This is a genomic window from Hyalangium versicolor (genome assembly GCF_020103695.1).
GTDB classification, from domain to species: domain Bacteria; phylum Myxococcota; class Myxococcia; order Myxococcales; family Myxococcaceae; genus Hyalangium; species Hyalangium versicolor.
Map to the genome: position 1 here is coordinate 1 of NZ_JAHXBF010000017.1, position 21211 is coordinate 21211.

Here is a 21211-nt window from a genome sequence, read left to right on the forward strand (position 1 = left end):
CTCTCCAAGTACGCTGCTTCTTCGGGGACCAGATGGATCAGGTGCGGCGGTCGTCTCCTCATCCACCAGAGCTATTCATTCCCCACGACTATGTCGAATGACTTGTCGGACACTCCACTAGGGGGAGGAGCCTCCCAGCCTGGGGGCGTGGAGGAGGATGCCCTCGGGCAGCGTACTCCCGAGCAGGTACCCGAGAGACCAGATCCGCAGGAGCGGCTCGTAGGGATTGGGCAGCTCCGCTAGCCGCTTGCCGAGGACCGACGGCGGGTAGACGTGCTTGCGATCGTACTCGTCCATGTTGGGAGGGCCCTCGACGCGGGCGTTCTGGAGGAGGAGTGCCTCGAAGATCGTGGCCTCTTCGGCTTGCTCGGCGGCCTCCCGGTATGGGCCGGGCATGGCGAACTCCTCTCCCTGAACCAGGTGACGGACGCGCCTGGCTTCTTCCCGAAGTCGCGGATCCTGGCGGGCGGATTGGGCCAGAAACTGCCGGAGCCCCCAGGGCAGTGGGTCGCCCCCGGCGAGTGGAGGGCCGCCGACGCGCCAGGTGACGGAGGGGACTTCGGAGACGCCCCAGACACGCAGGCTTACGTTGTACTCGCGGGCCAGAGACTCGGCGGCGGCCACTCCCTCCGGGTCGCTGGCGAACATCACACACGCCTCGAGATCGGGTGGAGTACGGGATGGCTCGGACCAGAACGGCTCGATCCCCGTGCCATCACAGCGTCCGCAGTCCGCGGGGCCGAGATCCTCGCCGGGGACCCAGCTGCCGCGTCCATCTCCGCGGCAGACGGGGCAGCCCCGCTCGCGGAAGAGCTCGAACTTCCTCCTCGGGTCGCCGAGCCATGCCTTGGGAACGACGCCTCGCTCGACAAGGCGCTCCCAGGCGCGTGAGGTGTCGGAGATTCCCTCGATGGCGCGGCGGGCCTCCTCGAGGCGAGGGCGCTGCGGGCTCAACACGGAGCGCCTCAAGGACTCCCATCGTTCATTGGAAGATGATGATTTGTGAGACATGGTGCGTGCCGTGCGGCAGCCCTCCCAGGAACGTTACTTTCGCGCCTCGCCCTCTTTCGCGCCGCCCACGGGTGGCGCGAAAGGCGGCAAGGGGAACTTGGGCACTGGCAGGGTCACTTCCACCGGGAGACCGACCCTCTTGCCCGTCTTGAGGATACAGGACCTTGAGAGGGATGACGATGCTTCACCGAGGCAGCTCCCCGTTGAATGCGCTCTTGGGGAATATATTCCCAGCATGCCCGCTACTGCTGAGTCTTGAGCCGATGCCGGTGAGCCGCCTGTTTCGCTCGGTTTCCACAAAGCGCCATGCTGCACCAGCGTCTTGCGTGACCGCGCGTATGGTCGGCGAAAAGCAGTGTACAGGCTGGCCCCTCACAGGCCTTGACGCGCGAGAAATCTTCTCCACACACGAGTTGCGCCAATGATTCGCCGATGGGCAGAAGCAGTGCTTCCGGCGTACGCCATCGCCGCATGAGCTGAAGTGACAGGGGCGGATGCGCCTCGTTGTTTCGCACGATCCGACTGAAAGCCTCGTCGCGCTCCAGCAGGCGGTTCAGCGGCTCCAGGTCTTCCAGGGCCTCCGTCGCCAGCGGCTGGCCCCTGTGTTTCTGCACGAAGCCCCTGAACCATTCGCGCAGGCTCCTGGCCTGAGCGGCAACTTTGTCGAGTTCACCCGGAAGCGCCTGCGCGCGCATGTTCCGCAGCGCATCTGCCGGCACGAGCCGTGCCTGTTCCAGCCAGTTCAGCAGACCTTCGCCGTCATCGATCCAGTCGACTGGAGTGTCCACCGGCGTGGCGATCGAATTCAGGAAGTCCAGCCCCAGCACATCGCCGACAAAAATCGCGGGAGGGCGTTGATTCATCACGAGTCCTTGTTCCGGCACCGCTCTCCTCGGCGCCCCCATCCGGAGATGGTGGTCATGGATAACCTCCCCAAGCCCGCTTGACAAGTTACCCTCACGAGAGTAACCAGTATGCATCCGGTTTAGAGGTTACGGCCACCAAACCTAAGTAGACGGAGCGCGGAGATGTCCCCGAAGGATGTGCTGGCCCATGACGGACTAGAGGATGCGCCTCTCTCGGGATAACCGGATCCATCGCATTCGCGTAGTTATGAACAGAAAGGAAAAAGCATCATGACAACCGTTTCCTATCGAACCGCCAACGTGGACGGAACTCACATCTTCTACCGGCAGGCGGGGACACCGGGCGCGCCGAAGCTGCTGCTGCTTCATGGCTTCCCGAGTGCCAGCCACATGTTCCGCGATCTGATCCCGCTGCTGGCGGATCGCTTCCACATCATCGCTCCCGACCTGCCTGGTTTCGGGAAGTCCGACATGCCGCCTCGCGGCCTTACCTTCGAGCGCATCGCGGAGACGATCGGCCGCTTCACCGAGCTCGTCGGTTTTGACCGCTACGCCCTCTATGTCTTCGACTACGGCGCGCCGACCGGCTTTCGGCTCGCGGTGAAGCACCCGGAACGAATCACGGCGATCATCTCGCAAAACGGCAATGCCTATGAAGAAGGCCTGAGTGACGGATGGAACTCCACCCGAGCGTATTGGGAAGATCCATCTGAGACGAATCGAGAGGCGCTGCGGGACTTCCTGAAGCCTGAGACGACGGCCTGGCAATACACGCACGGCGTTCCGGACACGACGGCGGTCTCGCCGGACGGCTATTCGCTCGACAACTATTACCTGACGCGACCAGGTGCACATGACCTGCAGCTCGACCTGTTCGGTGATTACAAGAGCAACGTCGCGCTGTACCCGGTCTTCCAGCACTATTTCCGGACCCATCAGCCACGCTTCCTGGCGGTCTGGGGACGAAACGATCCGTTCTTCCTGCCATCGGGTGCCGAGGCCTTCAAGCGCGACATCCCCAAGGCGGTCGTGCGCTTCTTCGACACCGGACACTTCGCCCTGGAAACACACGCCGCGGAGATCGCAGCGGTGATCCGCGACTTCCTCTCTGCCTGACACGGCAATCCGGCTCGGAGACTCATCATGCGTGCCATCGTTCTCGAGAAATTCGGTGGGCTGGACAGCCTGGTCTACAAAGACATCCCCGAGCCGGAGCCAAGGCCCGGCCATGTCGTCATCCAGATCAAGGCCTTTGGAATCAACCACGCCGAAATGCATATGCGCCGCGGCGAATGGGCCGAGGCCGCACCCGTCAGCGGTATTGAATGCGTGGGAATCGTGAAGTCGTGTCCCGGCGGGGAATTCCCAGTGGGCGCGAAGGTCGCTGCACTGATGGGCGGGCTCGGCCGCACGATCAATGGCAGCTACGCCGAATATACAAGAGCGCCGGTCTCGAACGTCGCGCTCATCGAAGCGGACCTGCCTTGGGCCGAACTCGCGGCGATTCCCGAAACCTACGCGACGGCATGGACCTGCTTGTTTCGCAATCTGGAGCTTCAGAAAGGCCAGCTCCTGGTCATCCGCGGTGCGACGTCGTCCTTCGGCCAGGCCGCATTGAAGATGGCAGTCAACGTGGGCGCCCGCGTGATCGCAACGACCCGCAGCCGCGATCGCTTTGCCCTCCTGGAAGGCATCGGCGCCGAACGTTGCGAGATCGAGCGGCCTGATCTGTCGAAGCATGTTCCCGAGGCAAAGAGGATCGACGCCGTGCTCGATCTGGTGGGCAACAGCGTCGTGCTCGACTCTCTCGCCATGCTTCGCCGTGGCGGCCGTTCCTGCCTCGCTGGCTGGCTCGGTGGCCTCGCTCCGATCCCTGATTTCAATCCGCTGTTGCAGATGGCAAGCGGCGTCTACCTGACCTTCTTCGGCAGTTTCGTGTTTGGCACGCCGGGCTTCCCACTCTCGGACGTACCACTGCATCAGATCGCGGCGGATGCCGCGGCCGGCCGGCTCGACGTCAAGCCTGTCAGGACGTTCCGCTTCGAGGAGATCCGTGAAGCGCACCGCGTCATGGAGGCCAACGAAGCTCGCGGAAAAATGGTCATCGTCCACGACTGAATCATCCCTGTTGACCCAGGAGACATCCAATGACCCCATCCGTTGCAATCGTTACAGGAGCCAGCCAGGGCATCGGGCAGGCGACGGCGGTCCGCCTCGCGCGTGATTTCTCGGCGCTGGTGCTGGTTGCGCGCAATCGCTCCAATCTCGAACAAACAGCGGAAGCGGTGAAGGCGGCCGGCGCCGAGGTGCTGGTCATCGATGCCGACCTGAGCCAACCTGCGGCCGCTCAGGCCGTGGTCGACCAGACCCTGGCTGCCTTCGGCCGCATCGACGCGCTGCTCAATATCGCCGGCGCGGTGCCGCAGGTCGACCTGTTCGCGATGACAGACGAGCAATGGGAAGGTGGGCTGGCGCTGAAGCTGCATGGCGCGCGGCGACTGACGATCGCCGCCTGGCCCGCTCTCAAGGCAGCCCAGGGTTCGGTCGTGTTGATGTCGGGCAATTCGGCACTGATTCCCAAGGCGGCGTATGCAGCGGTCGGCACGATCAATGCGGCGATCGTTGCGTTGGCAAAGGCATTCTCCGATCGTGGCATCGCCGATGGCGTGCAAGTCAACAGCGTGCTGCCGGGTCCGGTGATGACTGGCCGGCGGCGTTCGTATCTGCAGCACTGGGCGCCACTGCACGACATGACGGTCGAGGAAGCCATGGCGAACTTCCCGAAGGAAGCGGGCATCGCGCGATACGGTGAGCCGGAGGAAATCGCCGAGCTGATGGCCTTTCTGGTGTCGCCCGGCGCACGCTGGATGACCGGCTCGACACTCCGGATGGACGGCGGCGAGGTGAAGTCGACCTGAGGGACATGACGACGGGAGGTCGTGACCACCTCCCGCCGACACTCAACCGTTCGGACGCCTTGCGCCAGCTGCCTCCGCCGAGGACGACGAGGTTCGGCGCTCGAGCGCACCTGCCTGGGGATAGGGGCAACTCCGAGGCAGGCGCTACCCCACTCATCCCATCATGCACTGCGAGTCCACGTCTTCTTGACCCCGGGTGCCGCGGCGCTCGAAAGTAAGAGCCGCGCTGTCGACCGGCGGCCAAACGAGAGGACAGAGGGTGGGAAGTTACCTGGCGGTCCTGGCCGCCGTGCCGTACTTCGGGAGCCGTCCCCTGGTGGCATCCGCCGCCGCCGTTCTGCTCATGGCCCTTGGCGCGTTCGAGGCGGGCGCGGGTGACCCGGGGGCCCCACCCCATTCCAGGTTCCTGGCGGCGGTGGTGATCGGAACCCTCTTTGCCGTCTGGTCGGCGCAGCGTTTTGTGTGGGGCCACGTCGAAGCGGTGTGGCCGCGATTGAGCCCGTGGCGTTGGCGCGCTGCCGTCGCGACAGCCACGGCGTCTGGGATGGTTTTCGCGGGCTACCGGCTCGGAGCTTTCGCCTCCTCGGCCGAGCGTCCCACCTCGGCGCTCCTCCTTGGAGGCATGACATTGGGCGCGATGGGCGCACTGACGCTCGCGTTCGCACAGGCGCACACGCGGATTCGCCAGGGGCTGGAAGCCATCCCTGGCGCGGAGGAGCTGGGCGTTCTCCTGGTGCTGGGCGCGGGAGAGATGCTCTTCGTGGTCGGTGGGATGACGCTGTGCGCCTTCGCGCCGACGGCCGCGGCCATCGCCGTGCTGCCGATAACCGGGCTGGTCACCTGCGCCTATTTCCTCCTCCGTGCGCGGGAGGAGTCGGAGCGCATCGCGTGCCCTTCCTGTGCCACGTCGACGCATCGCGCGGCGCTGCGCTGTCCAGGCTGTGGTGCGCTGCGCGAGCCGAGTGCGCTGGATGTGATTGGCCGAACCTCGCGCACACCGGCCTCGGACACGCAGGCCCACATCTTCGCGCTGCTCGCCCGCTGTCGCTGCCGAGCATGCGCCGAACCCCTCGAAGCGGGCGGACCTACGGCGTGCTGTGCGCGGTGTGGCACTAGCGCCTTCCCAGCTCCGGACGACATCCAGAAGTTCCTCCGGGCGGCGGATCGCACGCTGCTGCGGACCCTGCCCCTACTTGCGCTCCTCGGCGCGGTACCGGTCGTCGGGCTGGTGGCGGGGCTCTGCGTGCTGCGCCTCTCCAGCGCCAACGCGGTGGCTGCGCACGGGCGTTGGAAGCACCGGCTCGTGGCGCGCGTCGTCCGCGTTGGCTTGCTGCTGGTATTCTCGCTGTTGCAGGTGGTTCCCTTCCTGGGAGCCGCCGTGGTGCCGCTCATTGCCGTTGCGTCGCACCTGTCGAATCGAAGGCCGCTCCAGCGCGCGGCCGCGTTGGCGGCCAGCGCAGCACCGGTAGAACCGGCTCCTCCCGCCCCGGCTTAGAGAGGGATCCGGTGCTCGGTGCCCGGGCGGCGAATGACGACGGCGGAGAGCTCCACCAAGCGGGGCTCGGGTTGGGCGAGAAACCGACCGCTCACGACAGCGGGATCATTGTAGTACCAGGGCCCCCCTACATAGGGCGAGAGCACCTGGAAGCACCGGTCCACGAGCTCCGGGCACTCCAGCGTGATCCGCGGCCGATCCGGCGTGACTTCCAGGGCCGAGCGGGGAGCGCAGAGGACCGACCCATCGAACATCGCGACGAACTGCCCTTCCACGGTCACGAGTTGCCCGTCACACGCTTGCGCCTTCCCCAGGAGTTCCTCGACCGAGACCGGCTTGTCCATGCTGTTCCCTAGTACCAGTGGAGGATCTTGACCGCGTTGCCGGTGAAGATCTTGGCAAACTCCGCCTCGGACTGGAAATACTGAATCCCCCAGGGATTGCGGATCGCCACCACGCGCACCCCGCCCCTGACCGTGACTCCGTCCACGACCACCGCGTGCAGGGGGTGGGTGGGATTGGTGGTGCGGATGACGGCGATGGCCGGATTGCCCTTCTCTGTCGCCGACGCCAGATCCGCGACCTTCCAGCCGACCTTGGCCTCGGAGGCGACCTTGTTCCACTTGAGCATGGCCACCATCTGGTCGGTGGTGACGCCGGTCGTGCCCGCCTCCTTGAGCATGTTCCGGACGAGTTCCGGTTTGACGGGCCCCCCCATGCTGGCAACCATCTCGCAAGACACCGAGCCACAGGTGGGCGCCTGGCCCTGGAAGGAGACGGGCCTGGCTTCCGTTCCGGCCCGCGGCGTGGCCCCCTTGATGCCATTGGCGGGCAGATCGCTCATCTTGACGGGCTTGCCCGTCAACACGGCGTCCGTGAGCTCGCCTTCGGCGAGCAGCTCCCCGTCCTTCCCCAGCACGAAGACCTTGGGCTTGCCTCCCACCAGCTCGGTGATCTTGACGGTGCCGCCGTTCTCCAACCGCGCTTCGATGGAGGTCACCGCCCCCAGGGCCTTGGTGCCATTGTTGGCGCCTCGGATGAGGGAGATCGCCTTGACTCCCGAGGCGCCCAGCGACAGAGCCGACATGCCCACCGTCACGAGCCCCAGGGCCATCATCGTGTCGGCTGACTTCTGCTGCTCGGGATCGAGGACGTTGTTGGCACCCTTGCCCAGCGCGAGCAGGGAGCCCTGCTGGTACATCTCGATGCCGCTGTAGACGCCGTACGTCGCGAGCGAAGCCTCGAGCGCCGTGATGCCGGCTATCCCCAGGGCGGAGGTGGGCGGGAAGACGGCGGCGACGATGAGGCCAATCGTGGCGGCCCCCACGACGATGGCCTTCACGACCTCCCACTTCTGCGCGGTGGCGATCTCGTCCGCGACCTGCTGCTGGACCTCGGGCGTCGCCAGCGGCAGCAGGTCCTGAACGATGGGGCGCAGGAGCAGGTAGTCGAAGTCAGGCGACTCGATCTTCGTCTTGAAGAGGTCATAGCTGGCCTGACGCTTCTGGATGCTTGAGACGATCTTCGCCAGCAGCTCCGCGGGCGATTTCATCGAGGTGAAGACGTCCAGCGGCAGGACGTCGTACCGGGCAGGGCCGAGCTCGTCCAGATAGGGCCGCAGGGTCTTGACGGCCTGCATGGCCTGCAGCGCGCTGTCGTAGCCCGTGAATTTGTTGAGGTCGGCGATGGCGTTCTCCTGGCCGAGCCCCACGGGCCGAGGCGCGGGATTCGCGGACTCCTGGGCCGCATGCTCCTGGAGCACCGCGCCAGGGCTGGGAGGCGCCGTGACGTAGGACGGGCGATCGCGCCAACGAGCTTCGGCCTGCACCATGGCATGGCAGCCGGTGCAGGCGCGGTACCTGCCCTCGATCTGCTGCTCATACACCCACGCGAGCAGGGGATTGTCCGTCTTGGTCCACTTGTCGAAGGTGGGCACCGACATGCCCCCTTCGTTGGCCGCCAGGGTGGCCAACTGACTGGCCCGGTTGGCCATCACCTGCCCCTGGAGCTGGCCGGTGCTCAGCTTCTGGGTGAAGAACGTCTTCCATTCCTCGAGGTGGGCCTTGTTGCCGTCCATCCGCAACTTGCCCGCCTCCTTCACCATCGTCTTGAACTCCGCGAGCGTCGTGGCCGCGGTCACCGTCGTCACGCCCGTCTGCGCGGAGATCTTGACGGTCTTCTGGCTGCCAAAGAGGACGATGGGGTTCTTCTGGCCGGGGCCGATCTCGAAGCCGAACTTGAACGCGTCGGAGGCCACCTTGTCGGACTGGATGTCGAATCGGACCTCGCTCTTCGCCTTGTCGATCACGACATTCGCGTCGAACTCCCCGGCGACGATGTCGCACTGGTTGAGCCGGTAGGAGATGTCTCCCTGGTTGGAGTGGAAGGTGATCGTGTTGTTGGGGCAGGAGATCTCCACGAGCGAGACGTTGCCTGGAGCGCCTCCTTCTCGGCGAAGGGTGTTGTCCGCCCCCTGCTGCTGGGCCACGTGCGCCAGTTCGTGAGCGAGCAGGTGCTGCCCCGCGCGAGAGCCCGGGTTGTACTCGCCGCGATTGAAGTAGATGTCGGTGCCATGGGTGAACGCACGCGCGCTCAAGGCGCTGTTCATCTGCGCGGCGCTCTCGCCGGTGTGGACGCGCACCTGCTCAAAAGAGGTTCCGAGCGCGGAACCCATGAAGCTGCCGACAGCCGACGGGAGGGAATGGCCCTGGCCCTTCGTACTGCTCAACTGGCTCTGCAGGCCCGGGCTGGCCATGGGGAAGCCTGAGGTGGCCTTGCGTTGGATGAGGCCCCGCTGCACCTCGTCCTCGTGCTCACACGCGGAGCACTTGCGCTGGATCCCGTTCACCACCGTGTCCGCCACGGCATCTGCTTCGCGCTCCAGGACGTCGTCGGGAGCACCGACCTGGAGCTTGAACTGTATCCGCGGCGGTGGAGGCGGCGAGCGCGGCTCGAAGTAGCGCCGCCTCTCCGCGGTCGCCTCGGGCGAATCCGCCGCTCCGGCCTGGTTCGATGTGGCCAGTTGAAACCAGGGCGGGCTCGCCACCGGGGCCTGCTGCGGGCGCTCCGACGCAGGCTTCACGGAGGGAGCGTGCGCCGCGGACGGAGGCGGCTTTCGACCGTTTGCGAACATACCGGATCCTCCCAGGACGCCCCCCCGAATCTATCAACTTCCCGGGCCGGACTGACGAGGCTGGTACCCCGTTGCAGGATCCACGCCGTTAGACGAGCCTCCGCCTTGCATGTAACGCCGCAATTCCACTCTCTGGCACCGGATCTGGATCTTTTTTGCGACGGTCCGCGGCACGGCGTGTCACTCCCGTGAGGCTCGAATCCATGAGCCGACCAGGAGAGTTCATGTCCTTGCGGCGCAACACGTCTTTGTCCATTTCCATCCCACGAGCGTCCGGAAACAGCGCGCCACTGGCCGCCACGCTGGCCCTGGCCGCCGCAGTCGCGGCCACGATGCTCTTCCCTTTCGTGAGCCATGCCTCCAGCACGGGCCACATCACCCACCTCTGCGGCAGCCAACCGCCGCTCGGGTGGGGGTACACCGGATATAGCCCGACACCCCAGTGCGAAGGGGTGTGCTACTCCGGCTGGAGCGATGGCTTCTGTCAGGATCCCTGGGACTCGGGCAGCCGCGCCGTCGTCTACGGCTGTACCGGCAAGACTTCGGGCAGCGGGTACTCGTGCGATGGCGACCACAACGGGGGCGTCGAGTTGGCGACCCTGTCCTCGGGAGAGCAGGTGTCGTTCTCCTCGCTGGCGAGCAACTCGGCCTACTGCACCTTCGCCATCGCCGTGCTGCGGCCGAACGCCAACGACGCGGTCGGCCTGCGCGACTTCATCATCTGGGAGCGCGACGAGTGCGAGCCCCCTCCGTCCCCATGCCACTGCGTTGGCACCAATGACCAGCACCAGACCGTCACGATCGATACTTGCGGAGGGCAGGTCTGCGGCGGCGATTACCAGTGGTACTCCTGCCAGCAGAACGGCTGGAGGGCCGAGGGCGGCTCGTGCGGTACTCCGCCTTCCTATTGCTCCTGCACCGGCACCAACTACCTGAACCAGACCGTCACGATCGATTATTGCGGAGGACAGGTCTGCGGCCGCGACTACCAGTGGTACTCCTGCTCGAACACGGGCTGGGAGCCTCAGGGCACCTACTGCAATGTGGAACCTCCTCACTGCTCCTGCACCGGCACGGACTCCCAGGGCAACACCGTCTCCATCGATCAGTGCGGCCAGTCGGCCTGCCTCGATGACGACCAGTCGTACTCCTGCGAGACGACGGGCTGGGTCTCCCAGGGCTCCTCGTGCTCGACGGAGAACCCCTGGAAGGCCATCAGCGCGGGCGGCTATCACACCTGCGGTCTGCGGACCGATGGCTCCGTCCAGTGCTGGGGCGACAACTACTTCAACCAGTCGCCCACCTACGTCCAGGGCCCCTTCACCCAGATCAGCTCCGGCTTCGACTTCACCTGCGGGTTGACGCCCAATGGCGATGTCTCGTGCTGGGGTAACGATGTGTACGGCCAGGCCCCCAGCTTCCTGTCGGGCCCGTTCACGTCCCTGAGCGCGGGCACCACCCATGGATGCGGGGTGACGGCCGCCGGCACCGTCGCCTGCTGGGGGATGATGGAAGGCACCGCCGCCACGGGCCAGTTCACGCAAGTCGCCTCGGGCGGCTATCACACGTGCGGACTGCGGCCCAACGGCACCCTCACCTGCTGGTCGGCAGACAACTCGGGCCCGGCCTCGCCGCCCTCGGGCACCTTCGTGCAGATCAGCGCCAACTACACCACCAGCTGCGGGGTGCGCACGGATGGCACCGTCGAGTGCTGGGGCCAGGACATGGGCCAGCCCGCTGATTCCTCGTGGCAGTACTCGCAGATCAGCGCCGGGTACAGCACCCACTGCGGCATCCTGAGCGACGGGCAGGTGACGTGCTGGGGCCCCTGGTACACGTACCCGGAGATGCTCAACACTCCCTCTGGCACGTTCACCCAGGTGTCGAGCGGCAACCGCCACAACTGCGCGCTGAGCACCTCGAAGGAGGTGGTGTGCTGGGGTTCCAACAACTCCGGCCAGCTCAACGTGCCCAACTGACGCACTCCGCGTTTCTCGCGGCAGACGGGCCTGGAATCTCGAGGTTCCAGGCCCGTCTTTCTTTTTTGCGACGGCCGACGCCGCCGCCTGTCACTTCCGCAGCAAGACAACAGGAACGGCTTCGGCTCTTGCTGTCTGAGCGTGCCGCCTGGGAGGGGCCGCCATCAGGGGCTGGCGAGGAATGTCCGGAGCGCGCCCAGGTACTCCTGCTGGTTGGCGGGAAGAATGGAGTTGTGATCACCGTGAGGCAGGAGCCGCAGCGTCTTGTCGGCTCCCGCAGCCCAGGCGTGGTTGCGTCGGGCGTGGGATGCATCAACGAGGCTGTCGTGCTCGGCGTGCAGCACGAGCAGCTGTCCCGGGTAGCGGCTGAGCTTCTGCTGGTGATCGAGATGCCGCCGAGCCTCGGTGGTCATCGCCTCGAGCGTCGTGCCGAGTTCCTCCGGTTGGGCCCGCAGGAGGATGCGCTCCAGGGGATCGGCGATCCCGCTCTCGAGGATCAGGCCAGCGATCCGTGGGTGGCGCGCCGCGAGTTCGATCGCGTAGATAGAACCCACCGAGCGACCGAAGACGAAGAGGCGCTCCTCCGGGAGGCCCACGGCGCGGAAGAGAGGCTCGGTGTCCTCCAGCATCCGGACGAGGGACGGAGTCCCCGTCGAGCCGCCATACCCGCGGTACTCCGCCAGGAAGACGTTCACACCCATCGAGAGCAGCAGTTCGACGAAGTCAGGCACGTAGTCGTCCACCACCTCGCCATTGCCGTGGAAGTGGAGCAGGGTCCTGGCCCCAGGGTGCCGCTCGGCACGGTAGCAGGCCAGCTTCGCGGCGCCGCAATCCACGAGGAAGGGAGCCGGTGGCTGCTGGCGCCGTGGAAAGAAGTATCGTTGGTTGATCAAGGAGTGATCCAGCAGCATGGAGTTCCCGCGCGCCTCTGGGCCCATCATTGTAAAAAAGGTGTTGTTGTTGCACAAAACCTAGAACTCATCCCTCCAGCTGTACAGCGTGAACCATCCACATCTGGCGCACTTGATCTCGCTGCATTCGTTGACGCCGTTCAACCCTGCGGACTCGTCCATGAAGATCTTGACGTTGCCTTCAACGTTGCCGCAGCCGTCGCGTGCGCAGGGCGACTGAGTAGGCTCGCCCGCGCTCACCCAGCGGCTGCCGTACGAGTGGGTCTGGTCGACGCGATTCGGACCCATGGACGCGTAATCTGCTGGCGCCCTCTGCGGCGTCTCCGACGCACTCGCCGATCCGCGGTGGTAATAGCTCTTCGGGGCATGTGCCACACCGCACGCATGGCACATAGAGATCTCGGCAGCATTGCTCTGTGACATGAGGAAGACGCAAGATGAAGCTGTGCAGAGGGCAGAAACGGGCAACTTTCCAGCAAGCAGACAAACATACCATCAAGGGTGCGCCATGTCTTTGAATGCCTACGAGCTATCTGCTGGCCTGTTCGCCCGCGGACTGACCAACTTGAAAACGCAATTGACGAAGGCCGAAGAGCATGCCGCTGCCAGTGGCTGCGGTGAAACAGCGTTGCTGGACGCGCAACTCGCCACGGAAGGGCGCGGCGTTGCGAGTGCTGCGCCGGCTGACCTGCACATGTACACGCTCGCTGCTCAAGTCCATTGGGCCGCGGAGGGAGCCAGGTTGGCGATCTTGCGGTTGCTGGGTGCGTCACAGGTGCCGGCCGCGAACGATGCAAAGAGCTTTGCGGATCTGCACCAGCGCCTCGATGCGACGATCGCGTATCTCCGAGAGATCGCGCCAAGCGACCTCGAAGCCGGCCTCGATCGAGCGATCGTGATCGAGCACCGCCGTGGCTCGATGAGTTCCAACGGCCGCCAGTTCCTGATCGCATTCGCGATCCCCCACTTCTTCTATCACGTGACCGCCGCCTACAGCATCTTGCGCAACCAAGGCGTGCGACTCACCATGGGCGACTTTTTGGGCAACTGGGGGGCGAGTTGAGCTGAACGACGCCACCCGCTCAGCGGGCCGTGCGACGTGGCGCCGAGCTTCTCTCGAGACTCCCTCTCCTCCACGCGTGGAACGGCGGACTTCCACGCGTGGAAGCGGCGCTCGCCGCCTCACCCCGGCCGGGCCTCGCGCCCTCGACGCTCGGAACTGGAGCGCGGCCACGCCTGGCCCTCGGGTTGCACATGAGCGGGACGGCCAGGGCACTCCCGCCTTGGCAGGAATCAGGCTTCCATGGCTCAGACGCAGCTTCCCGCGAGCTTCGCGGGTGTCCTTTCGATGTCCGCCGGCGAGATGATGAACCTCGGCCCCCCCACCCCTGCTCTTGATGGGAGCAGCTCCTTCACCATCACGGGTTGGTTCCAGGTGCCCCCAGCGAGTGACACCTTCACCCTGGTCAATCAGGGCAACAACTTCTCCTTGTTCTTCACGGGGACCTCACCAGGCGTCGCCCTGGGGAACTACCGACTGACGTCCTCGCTGTCGCTCTCGGGCTACAGGTTTGTCCAGTTGGGGGCTGTGTACACCCCGCCGGGCGCGAGCGGCGCGGGCAAGCTTCAGCTCTTCGTGAACGGCGATCCAGCCGACTCCGTGGATGTGCCCGTCGCCCCCTCAGGAGGCAACCCCAGCGCCAACCTCATCGTCGGCAACTCACAACACCCGGTCGCTGTCCGCCGCCTGTGGCTGACGTCCACCGCCTTGTCAGATACGGAGATGATCTACACGCGTTTCGGCACCACAGGCACGGCGCTGACGCCGGTGCAGAGCACCTGGGATTGGGGGCAGATCCCCGCGGTCATCCTCGGCGCGCCCACGCCGGTGCCCTCCAACTCCTCCGTCTCACCCAGCGTCACCACGCCAGGGCTCGTCATGAACGGGACTGGCTCGGCCTCCGCGAACCTGCCCCAGGGGACGTCCTTCACGACAGGGTCTCTCCAGGGCTGGTTCTGGTTCCCGACCAGCTCGAGGGGCCAGGAGGGCAAGAGCCAGACGCTCTGCTGTGTGGGGAGCAGCGGCTCGCAGATTGCCCTCAGCGTCGCCCCCACCTCGAACAGCCAGTGGACACTCCAGGTCACGCTCGGTTCCACGAACATCAGTACGACATCGACACTCAGCGGCTGGCACAACCTCGCCGTGACGTGGAACAGCGGCACGAGCGGCAATCTCTATTTGGATGGCCAGCACAGCAGCCATCATGGCACGGGCACCACCTCGAGCGTGCATGCCTCCAGCGTCTTCATTGGCAACACATCTGGGGGCGGCCATGCCTTCACGGGTGTCATCCAGAGCGTGGCGCTGTGGAACACCCTCCTCACCGCGCAGGATATCAACGTGCAGATGAAGCCGTGGTTCCCCATCACGAACGTCAACCCGGTGGGCTTCTACGACTTCACCCAGGAACACCCCATTGACGTGGTCTCGGGCGCGACGCTCACACTGCAGGGCAACGCCTCTGTGAATGACAAACTCTGGGCGGCCTCCAGCGTCGCGCCGAGCCTGCAAATGCTCATGGTGACGCCGAAGCCCGAGCAGCCCCTCCACGGGCTGCGCCCCCAGCACCCGCCGAAGCCGAACCCCGCGCTGTGGACCCCTCAGAAGGAGGAGGCGCTGCTCAAGGACTTGCAGGACCAGTTGGCCAAGGGTGCCACGGATCCACGCGTCCAGGCTCAGGGGGCAGCCCTGGTGGCGAAGCTGAAGGAGCAGTTCGCCCGCGGGCGTGCTGGCAACCCGGACCTCACTGGCCTGGTGCGCACCGAGCGGCAGGGGGAGGAGTGGATCACCTTCTACTACGACAAGGAGGGGCCACGGGCCATCCTCCGGCAGAGCACCGCCGAGGTGGTCTCCGACCCCTGCACGAACTGGATGATCGACTTCGTGGCCACCGGGCTGTTCGGCCTGCTGGACATCATGGGCATCCCAGTGAGCATGGGCGTGGGCGTCAAGGCGATCCGCAAGCTTCTCGGCAAGCAGGCCATCTGGGAGGCGGTGACCCAGGTGGTCGAAGCGAACATCAGCACGAACTCCATCCTCGGGCTGGTCGGAGCCATCAACAACGGCGGCGGGATGACGGCCTTCGTCGATGCGGTGCTCGACAGCATCTCCTGGTGGGACTTCGCGTGGATGGTCTTGGAGGTGACCCTCGAGCTCCTCGCACTGTTCGTGCCGGCGGCGTGGGCCATCGTCGGCGTCAAGTGCGCCCTGCTCGTCGTGAGGCTCGCCATGTTGGAAAGCGAACGCCCCGCCGGCTGTCCGTAGACTTGATTCAAGTCAGGGTCTGCGGAGGCCCGAAGGTGAGCAGGGCTCCTGGCCTTCCCATGCTCTATTGAACCCAGCCGGAAACCTTCCACTCGTCGATGGTGGTGTTTCCCCACTGTCGATTGGAGTCGTTGACCTTGAGTCTCAGCTGCGACGTGGTGATCCCGTTGAACTCGATATCTCGAGACTCCAGTGCCGCGGTGTTCGAGTTCCAGGTCAGCGATGCACTGCAGGCGTTCGTCCACCCAGAGCCGTTCACGTAGTACTCCACGTCCACGTGGGTGGGACCCTGTCCCTGGCCATAATGGGTCATGAGGGTGATCTTCCCTGTCGTCACCTGCCTGGAGCCGAAGTCCAGAACGAGGTAACCGGGGAAGCTCGCGGAGGCCGTGCTGGCCCATGGAGTCCAGCTGGCCTCGTCATTGACGTAGTAGATGGGGTAGTCCGAGGGGAACGTCGTGCTGGCGATGGCCTGCTTCGCAACCTGACTCTGGCCGCTCGAGGAGCCGAAGCCCCAGACCCGGATGTCATTCGCGGAGAAGTGACCCCACGCCAGGTTCGCCTGACGGACCTTGATTCTCAGCTTGCTGCCCGCGATGTCTGGCAGGGGGATGTCCCGCTGCTCCACGGTGGCCGTGTTGCTGTTCCAGGTGAGGGCCACGCTGGAGGCGGCGGTGTTCCACCTGCCGCTGTTCCAGTATTCCACGTCGAGCAGGGTGATGCCCTGGCCCATCCCATAGTGGGTCGCCAGCGTCAGCTTCTGGGTCCGGAATGTCTGCTGACCCAAGTCGAGAGTGATGAACTGGGGAAAGGTCACTCCATCCTGGGACGCCCAGGTCGTCCCATCCACGTCGTCAACCAGGGCCTGCACGCTGCCGAACTCAGGAAAGGTGCCCGAGCTGGTGGAGGCCACGGCATTCGGGGCGATGTTCCGAACGGTCGCCACGCTGGCCGAGAGCCGCCCCCATACCTTGAACTCGGAGAGCGCGTAGTTCCCCCATGTGCGGTTCGCGCCGTGAATCTTGAGCCGCAGGCTCGTCGTGGAGACATACACACCCAAAGGGAGGTCTTGTGTCTCGATGGTGCTGCTATTGGTCGCCCAGGAGATAGACCGATCCTTGAGGATGGGCTTCCACCGCCGTCCATCGAAATACTCCACGTCCACCTGGGTGATGCCCTGGCCCTGGCCATAGGACGTCGACAGGGAGATGCCGTTCGTGGAGACCGTCCTGCCACCCCAGTGGAGCTCCACGACCTGCGGAAGGCTGACCTGCGCAGTACTGGCCCAGATGCTCGTGTCGTTGCCATCCGCGATGACCTGGATGACTCCATTGCCCGTGGCCTCGGTGGTGAAAGCCGCTGCTCCAGTCTGCACGGCAGCGCCGGCGCTGGTGCCGGAGACGACGGTCGTCCCCAACTTGTACCAGCCGTCTGGAGAGGTGGGGTTCGTGATGGCCAGTTTGATCTCCGGACGGGCGGCATTGTCCCGATTCACGATGGCCACGGCGAAGTCGTACGTCCCCGCCGGGGCGCCCACGAAACTCAGGGTCGTGGAGTAGGGATAGAGCTGTCCTTTGATCCAGTCGGCGGGCTCTGCTGGATCCACGAAGGTGTAGACAGGTTGCCCGGTGGTCTTGTCCAGGAGCGCGAAAGCCACCTTGTACTTGTAGCTCCAGTTGGGCAGGTCGTTGGGCAGCTTGCCCACCCCGGTGTTCTTCCACGTATGGCTCACCGTGTAGTCATTGCCGGAGACGATGTTCCCCGGAAACGAGGCCTGGGTCAGGACGAAGCGATACCCTCCCTGGACAATGAAGTCCTGGACCAACTGCGGGAACTGGTTCACCCAGTACGAGGCATCCCATGGGGTGCGCAGATCCAGTGTGTTGGCGTGCGTCTCCAGGGCATCGTGGATGACCCGCTGCATCAGGGACGACCACGGGCTCGTCATTCCATCGCAGGAGGCTGCCCAGTCTCCCAGGCCCTGGTAACAGTTCTCGGCGAAGACGGGGACGCTCGGGAAGCGGGAGTTGATCTTGATCTTGTCTGCCAGCGGCAGATAGAGCGGGCTCCCATAGCTGTCCCTGCGAATCACATAGCCCTTTTCATTCAACGCCCGGTCCTGCACCTCGTAGCTGAAGGAGCCCGGGCCGTACTGGCCGCCGAGGATCACTTTCTTGAAGCGCGAAGCGTAGAGGTTGGTCACCCATTCGAAGACTTCCTGCTTCTGTGATGAGGTCAGATAGTCAAGGTGGTGCATCTCCCCCCACCAGCCGAGCCCCTCGGCATCAATGTAGTCGACCATCGTGGGGTTGTCGTATTGCAGCGCGAACGCCTTGACGAAGTTCGAGAACTTCGTCTGGAAGATGGGGTCCGTCACATAGGGCGTCTTGAATGCTGCGTTGCTCTCGCTGGGATAGCCCGTCGCGCCCGCGTCAAAGACGAACTGCGGCGTCGCCTGTGATTGGGAGTCCTGGCTGTCCACGATGATGCGGAAGGCCAGCTTCAAACCGCGATCCCGCGTCATCTGGATGAAGCGCTTGTAGTTCTCATTGGAGTTCCAGACATAGTTTCCTTCGGTCGGCTCCATGCGGGACCAAGGGACGCGGATGTAGAGGATGCTCGCCTTGTCGCGGTTCGGATCCTGCTGGTTCCAGTAGAGGGTGGGATCAGGCCAGCCTGGCGAGGAGTCTTCCAGATACAGCACCCAGCCCATGGCGGGGTTTCGCAGGATGCCGGTCACATCTTCCACGGGAGCGACCCCCTCGGCTCGGGCCTGGGTCGTCAGCGTCAACGTCACGCAGACCAGCATGGTCGAGATCCAGGCCGGGTGCAGGCACTTCGGATCCATCCGCATGAGAGAGTGCTCCTGGGGGTATGCGCTTCGCTTCGCAGTGCGCGTGTGCTGCACCCTCTCTGCACTCCGCATACCGGGCGCCTCGACAGCGCCGCGGAGGTACGCCACGATGGGCCGCCCACGGGCGCGCCCGCGGGCGGCCCGAGCAACGTAGCAAGGTCATCCCTCACCGCCCTTCATAGGGTCGTCTAGCGGCTTGCTCAGAGGGTGGTGAGGCAAGGCATTCAGGCAAGGCAGCCCAGTATCTCGTTATTTCTCGCCCAATTTGCTGTCCAGATGTGCATGCGGCACGCTATGACATCAATTGTCCAGCGTCTCGCCGCCTATCGACGTGACAGGAGATTCCGCCATGCGCTCCACGCCCCCACCTTTACGCGCCAGCCAACGCACCGTGCAGGTCTGCCTGTTCCTCGTCGCGGCGATCGCCATGTTCGGCGGTACTTTGCAGATGTACCTGGGCCAGCCCGATACGACACCACGGCTCGACAACATCCACCGCTTCATGGCCGGCGTGTACTTCTCCACCGGCCTCATCTGCTTCTGGGCAGCCATGACCATTCGTCAGCAAGGCACGCTGGTCTACCTGCTGGCCTTCGGCGTGTTGGCTGCCGGTATCGGGCGGCTCGTGTCCATCAGCCAAGTGGGGTTGCCCCAGCCGGCGGCAACCTGGCTTGGATTCCTCATTCCTGAGCTGCTGCTCCCCGTGGTGATCACGCTGGCCCAGATGGCCAGCCAGCGCCAACCATCGCGAGCCGCGTGAAGGGATTGCTCCGATGCACCCCGTGCGCATGGGGAAGGCCTCGAACTGACAAGGACTCAAGGCGTTTCAGTGGCCCGGGCGATCTCGCTACTTGACTCCACGTCAATTCGCCCAATGCTGATAGCGAAACCCGAAATTCGGAGATGGATACCCGTGACACGTCGAACCCTGCGCAGAACCCTTACCGCGATGTTACTCACCTGCGCGGGGCTCGCCTCAGCGCAAACCAACACATTTGTCAATGGTGGATTCGAGGCACCGGCCATTGGTGCGGGAAACTTTCAACCTGGACTCGCCGGCTCAGGATGGACAGGTTGGCCGTACATGTATTTCATGGGCATCTCGAGCAACTACTCACACGTCACGCAATACAACCCCGTAGCGCCGGAAGGAACGCAGGTGGCGTTCTTACACCAAGGCTATTCGGCCATGCAGACGGTGTATCTGCCGGTGGGAAGTTACTACATTTCGATGAAGGCAGCGAGCGGCCCGGACTATGATGGTCTCTTGGGATGGCCTGCCAGTGTCAGGGTGATGGACGGCACAACCCAACTCATGACCACGATGTTGCCTTACTTCGTCTATTCCTATCAGACGATCAACACCCCATCCTTCCGGGTAGACACCGCAGGTAATCATGCATTTATCTTCATCGGCGGGGTGGGCGCGACGCTGCTATTGGACGACGTCAAGATTGTCTCCAACAACGCGCTCCCGACCGTATCGATTACCTCTCCGACAAACGGCCAGGCGTTTTCATTGCCAGCGACGGTCACTGTGGAGGCGGTTGCCAGTGACGATGTCGGCGTGCAGTCCGTGCAATTCTACTACGACGAGCTCGCGCACACACCCTTGGGGCAGCCGATTACCTCTCCACCCTATCACTATACATTGACCCATCTGCCACCGGGTCGACACACCATCACCGCCAAGGCCACGGATAGTTCCAACGCCACCCGATTCTCCACCCCCATCACGATAACGGTCGCGCCTCCATCCGGTTACGAGTTGCTGCCGACAGTGACGTTTTCGAGGGGTGATTATGTGCATCCGACAAAAGGGACCATAACGAATGCGTGGCTATCCTCTCCCTCGATGGATGTGCCGCGCGGCGATGATCGCTCGGTAGTCTACGCAGTGAATCAGACCCTGTCGCTGAGCGATTACGGTGCGATCGGACAACACCTGAGCTTTCGAATAAGCCTGAACGATGCGACGAGTACCGCCAATCTCTTCACGGGCGAACCCACGCATCACTTCGTCGTTGCGCTGAATCACCGAGGCTTCAACGACGGTACGGTATCATGGGGCAATCGCTTTGCAGGGGCTACCATCGGCTCAGCCTGCAATGCCGATGGCGATGGGAAGAGGCGGGGGATTGGCATCGAATGGAAGGACCAATGGGGGCAGACCATTGATCCCACTCAGCCTCCCACTGCCCCTGGACCCACCTGTATTTCCGGCATCCCGCCCGGGACAACCTCATTGATTGTGGATGTCACCGCCATGGCTGGCGGGTGCGCAACCGTGTCCGTCTCCACCACGACGCATGAGCACTTGGGCTCGCGTTCGGGATGTTCAGGCTTGGGCTCGGATTATGCCGGGTTGGGAGTCGGTGCAATCGGGGGACTCATCGACGACACTCGCTACGGTGTGACGGTTGAGCCTTTGGATCAATACCTGATTTTTCCGCCGGTTCAGTAGGCCCGTAGGAAGTGGCGGCTTTCGAACCCGCCGCCGCTCCTGCCCGCGCTACACCTTCTTGAACACCACGTAGCCCGCGGAGGGGATGTTCACCGGCGGCGTCCCTCCCCCGTTCAGTACCTCCGTCCAGTTCCATGACGAGAAAGCCCTGAACCTCTCGGAGCTGACGGCGCTTCGCTGACAGTGCGTACCCCGAGCATCCTTTCCACCCCCCGAGCCATGGGGCAACGCTCCTCTATGCGAGCGCCTGAGTCC

16 protein-coding genes are annotated in these 21211 nt (G+C 64.4%); 9 read left to right on the forward strand and 7 right to left on the reverse strand.

What is annotated here, in order from left to right:
- Nucleotides 1-117 precede the first annotated feature (117 nt).
- Nucleotides 118-957, reverse strand: coding sequence for a hypothetical protein (locus tag KY501_RS31710; protein WP_224367384.1), 840 nt, complete (start codon nucleotides 955-957; stop codon nucleotides 118-120).
- A 296-nt stretch (nucleotides 958-1253) separates the two neighbouring features.
- Nucleotides 1254-1874 (reverse strand): CGNR zinc finger domain-containing protein, encoded by a 621-nt coding sequence (locus tag KY501_RS31715; RefSeq protein ID WP_224367385.1) that lies wholly within the window; start codon nucleotides 1872-1874, stop codon nucleotides 1254-1256.
- Nucleotides 1875-2147: 273 nt separating this feature from the next.
- On the opposite strand from KY501_RS31715, the gene KY501_RS31720 reads away from it, so the two are divergent.
- From KY501_RS31720 to KY501_RS31735, 4 genes are all read left to right on the forward strand, one after another.
- Nucleotides 2148-2993 (forward strand): alpha/beta fold hydrolase, encoded by an 846-nt coding sequence (locus tag KY501_RS31720; RefSeq protein ID WP_224367386.1) that lies wholly within the window; start codon nucleotides 2148-2150, stop codon nucleotides 2991-2993.
- A 27-nt stretch (nucleotides 2994-3020) separates the two neighbouring features.
- Nucleotides 3021-3995: a zinc-binding alcohol dehydrogenase family protein gene (locus KY501_RS31725; protein ID WP_224367387.1), complete on the forward strand. Its 975-nt coding sequence runs from the start codon at nucleotides 3021-3023 to the stop codon at nucleotides 3993-3995.
- A gap of 29 nt (nucleotides 3996-4024) precedes the next feature.
- Nucleotides 4025-4795: an SDR family oxidoreductase gene (locus tag KY501_RS31730; protein WP_224367388.1), complete on the forward strand. Its 771-nt coding sequence runs from the start codon at nucleotides 4025-4027 to the stop codon at nucleotides 4793-4795.
- A 259-nt stretch (nucleotides 4796-5054) separates the two neighbouring features.
- Nucleotides 5055-6290, forward strand: a complete 1236-nt coding sequence (locus tag KY501_RS31735; RefSeq protein ID WP_224367389.1) for a hypothetical protein — start codon at nucleotides 5055-5057, stop codon at nucleotides 6288-6290.
- Here KY501_RS31735 and KY501_RS31740 read toward each other — a convergent pair.
- Together KY501_RS31740 and KY501_RS31745 are read right to left on the reverse strand one after the other, a co-directional pair.
- Nucleotides 6287-6634 (reverse strand): hypothetical protein, encoded by a 348-nt coding sequence (locus KY501_RS31740; protein ID WP_224367390.1) that lies wholly within the window; start codon nucleotides 6632-6634, stop codon nucleotides 6287-6289. The genes KY501_RS31735 and KY501_RS31740 overlap by 4 nt on opposite strands.
- 8 nt (nucleotides 6635-6642) lie before the next feature.
- Nucleotides 6643-9423 carry an eCIS core domain-containing protein gene (locus KY501_RS31745; RefSeq protein ID WP_224367391.1) on the reverse strand — a complete coding sequence of 927 codons (2781 nt, stop codon included), beginning with the start codon at nucleotides 9421-9423 and terminating at the stop codon, nucleotides 6643-6645.
- A gap of 224 nt (nucleotides 9424-9647) precedes the next feature.
- Here KY501_RS31745 and KY501_RS31750 point away from each other — a divergent pair, with 224 nt between their 5' ends.
- Nucleotides 9648-11402 carry an RCC1 domain-containing protein gene (locus tag KY501_RS31750; protein ID WP_224367392.1) on the forward strand — a complete coding sequence of 585 codons (1755 nt, stop codon included), beginning with the start codon at nucleotides 9648-9650 and terminating at the stop codon, nucleotides 11400-11402.
- 164 nt (nucleotides 11403-11566) lie between these two features.
- On the opposite strand, the gene KY501_RS31755 is transcribed toward KY501_RS31750, so the two are convergent.
- Nucleotides 11567-12295 (reverse strand): alpha/beta hydrolase, encoded by a 729-nt coding sequence (locus KY501_RS31755; RefSeq protein WP_224367393.1) that lies wholly within the window; start codon nucleotides 12293-12295, stop codon nucleotides 11567-11569.
- Between the two features lie 78 nt (nucleotides 12296-12373).
- The gene (locus tag KY501_RS31760; protein ID WP_224367394.1) at nucleotides 12374-12601 is read right to left on the reverse strand and encodes a hypothetical protein; all 228 of its coding nucleotides are present in this window, start codon (nucleotides 12599-12601) and stop codon (nucleotides 12374-12376) included.
- A 220-nt stretch (nucleotides 12602-12821) separates the two neighbouring features.
- On the opposite strand from KY501_RS31760, the gene KY501_RS31765 reads away from it, so the two are divergent.
- Entirely contained in the window at nucleotides 12822-13376 is a 555-nt protein-coding gene (locus KY501_RS31765) for a DUF1993 domain-containing protein (protein WP_224367395.1), read from the forward strand.
- Nucleotides 13377-13616: 240 nt separating this feature from the next.
- Nucleotides 13617-15638 (forward strand): LamG domain-containing protein, encoded by a 2022-nt coding sequence (locus KY501_RS31770; protein WP_224367396.1) that lies wholly within the window; start codon nucleotides 13617-13619, stop codon nucleotides 15636-15638.
- A 64-nt stretch (nucleotides 15639-15702) separates the two neighbouring features.
- Here the strand turns inward: KY501_RS31770 and KY501_RS31775 are convergent, their stop codons facing one another.
- The gene (locus KY501_RS31775) at nucleotides 15703-18492 is read right to left on the reverse strand and encodes a discoidin domain-containing protein (protein WP_224367397.1); all 2790 of its coding nucleotides are present in this window, start codon (nucleotides 18490-18492) and stop codon (nucleotides 15703-15705) included.
- 349 nt (nucleotides 18493-18841) lie between these two features.
- Here KY501_RS31775 and KY501_RS31780 point away from each other — a divergent pair, with 349 nt between their 5' ends.
- Together KY501_RS31780 and KY501_RS31785 are read left to right on the forward strand one after the other, a co-directional pair.
- Nucleotides 18842-19252 (forward strand): DUF4345 domain-containing protein, encoded by a 411-nt coding sequence (locus KY501_RS31780; RefSeq protein WP_224367398.1) that lies wholly within the window; start codon nucleotides 18842-18844, stop codon nucleotides 19250-19252.
- A gap of 153 nt (nucleotides 19253-19405) precedes the next feature.
- Nucleotides 19406-20956: an Ig-like domain-containing protein gene (locus KY501_RS31785; protein WP_224367399.1), complete on the forward strand. Its 1551-nt coding sequence runs from the start codon at nucleotides 19406-19408 to the stop codon at nucleotides 20954-20956.
- The last annotated feature ends 255 nt before the right edge of the window (nucleotides 20957-21211 follow it).

Excerpts from the sequence above, each read along its gene's own strand:
- KY501_RS31715 (WP_224367385.1), bottom strand. The coding sequence starts at position 1,874 with ATGAATCAACGCCCTCCCGCGATTTTTGTCGGCGATGTGCTGGGGCTG.
- KY501_RS31720 (WP_224367386.1), top strand. The coding sequence starts at position 2,148 with ATGACAACCGTTTCCTATCGAACCGCCAACGTGGACGGAACTCACATC.
- KY501_RS31725 (WP_224367387.1), top strand. The coding sequence starts at position 3,021 with ATGCGTGCCATCGTTCTCGAGAAATTCGGTGGGCTGGACAGCCTGGTC.
- KY501_RS31730 (WP_224367388.1), top strand. The coding sequence starts at position 4,025 with ATGACCCCATCCGTTGCAATCGTTACAGGAGCCAGCCAGGGCATCGGG.
- KY501_RS31740 (WP_224367390.1), bottom strand. The coding sequence starts at position 6,634 with ATGGACAAGCCGGTCTCGGTCGAGGAACTCCTGGGGAAGGCGCAAGCG.
- KY501_RS31745 (WP_224367391.1), bottom strand. The coding sequence starts at position 9,423 with ATGTTCGCAAACGGTCGAAAGCCGCCTCCGTCCGCGGCGCACGCTCCC.
- KY501_RS31750 (WP_224367392.1), top strand. The coding sequence starts at position 9,648 with ATGTCCTTGCGGCGCAACACGTCTTTGTCCATTTCCATCCCACGAGCG.
- KY501_RS31760 (WP_224367394.1), bottom strand. The coding sequence starts at position 12,601 with ATGGGTCCGAATCGCGTCGACCAGACCCACTCGTACGGCAGCCGCTGG.
- KY501_RS31765 (WP_224367395.1), top strand. The coding sequence starts at position 12,822 with ATGTCTTTGAATGCCTACGAGCTATCTGCTGGCCTGTTCGCCCGCGGA.
- KY501_RS31770 (WP_224367396.1), top strand. The coding sequence starts at position 13,617 with ATGGCTCAGACGCAGCTTCCCGCGAGCTTCGCGGGTGTCCTTTCGATG.
- KY501_RS31775 (WP_224367397.1), bottom strand. The coding sequence starts at position 18,492 with ATGCGGATGGATCCGAAGTGCCTGCACCCGGCCTGGATCTCGACCATG.
- KY501_RS31780 (WP_224367398.1), top strand. The coding sequence starts at position 18,842 with ATGCGCTCCACGCCCCCACCTTTACGCGCCAGCCAACGCACCGTGCAG.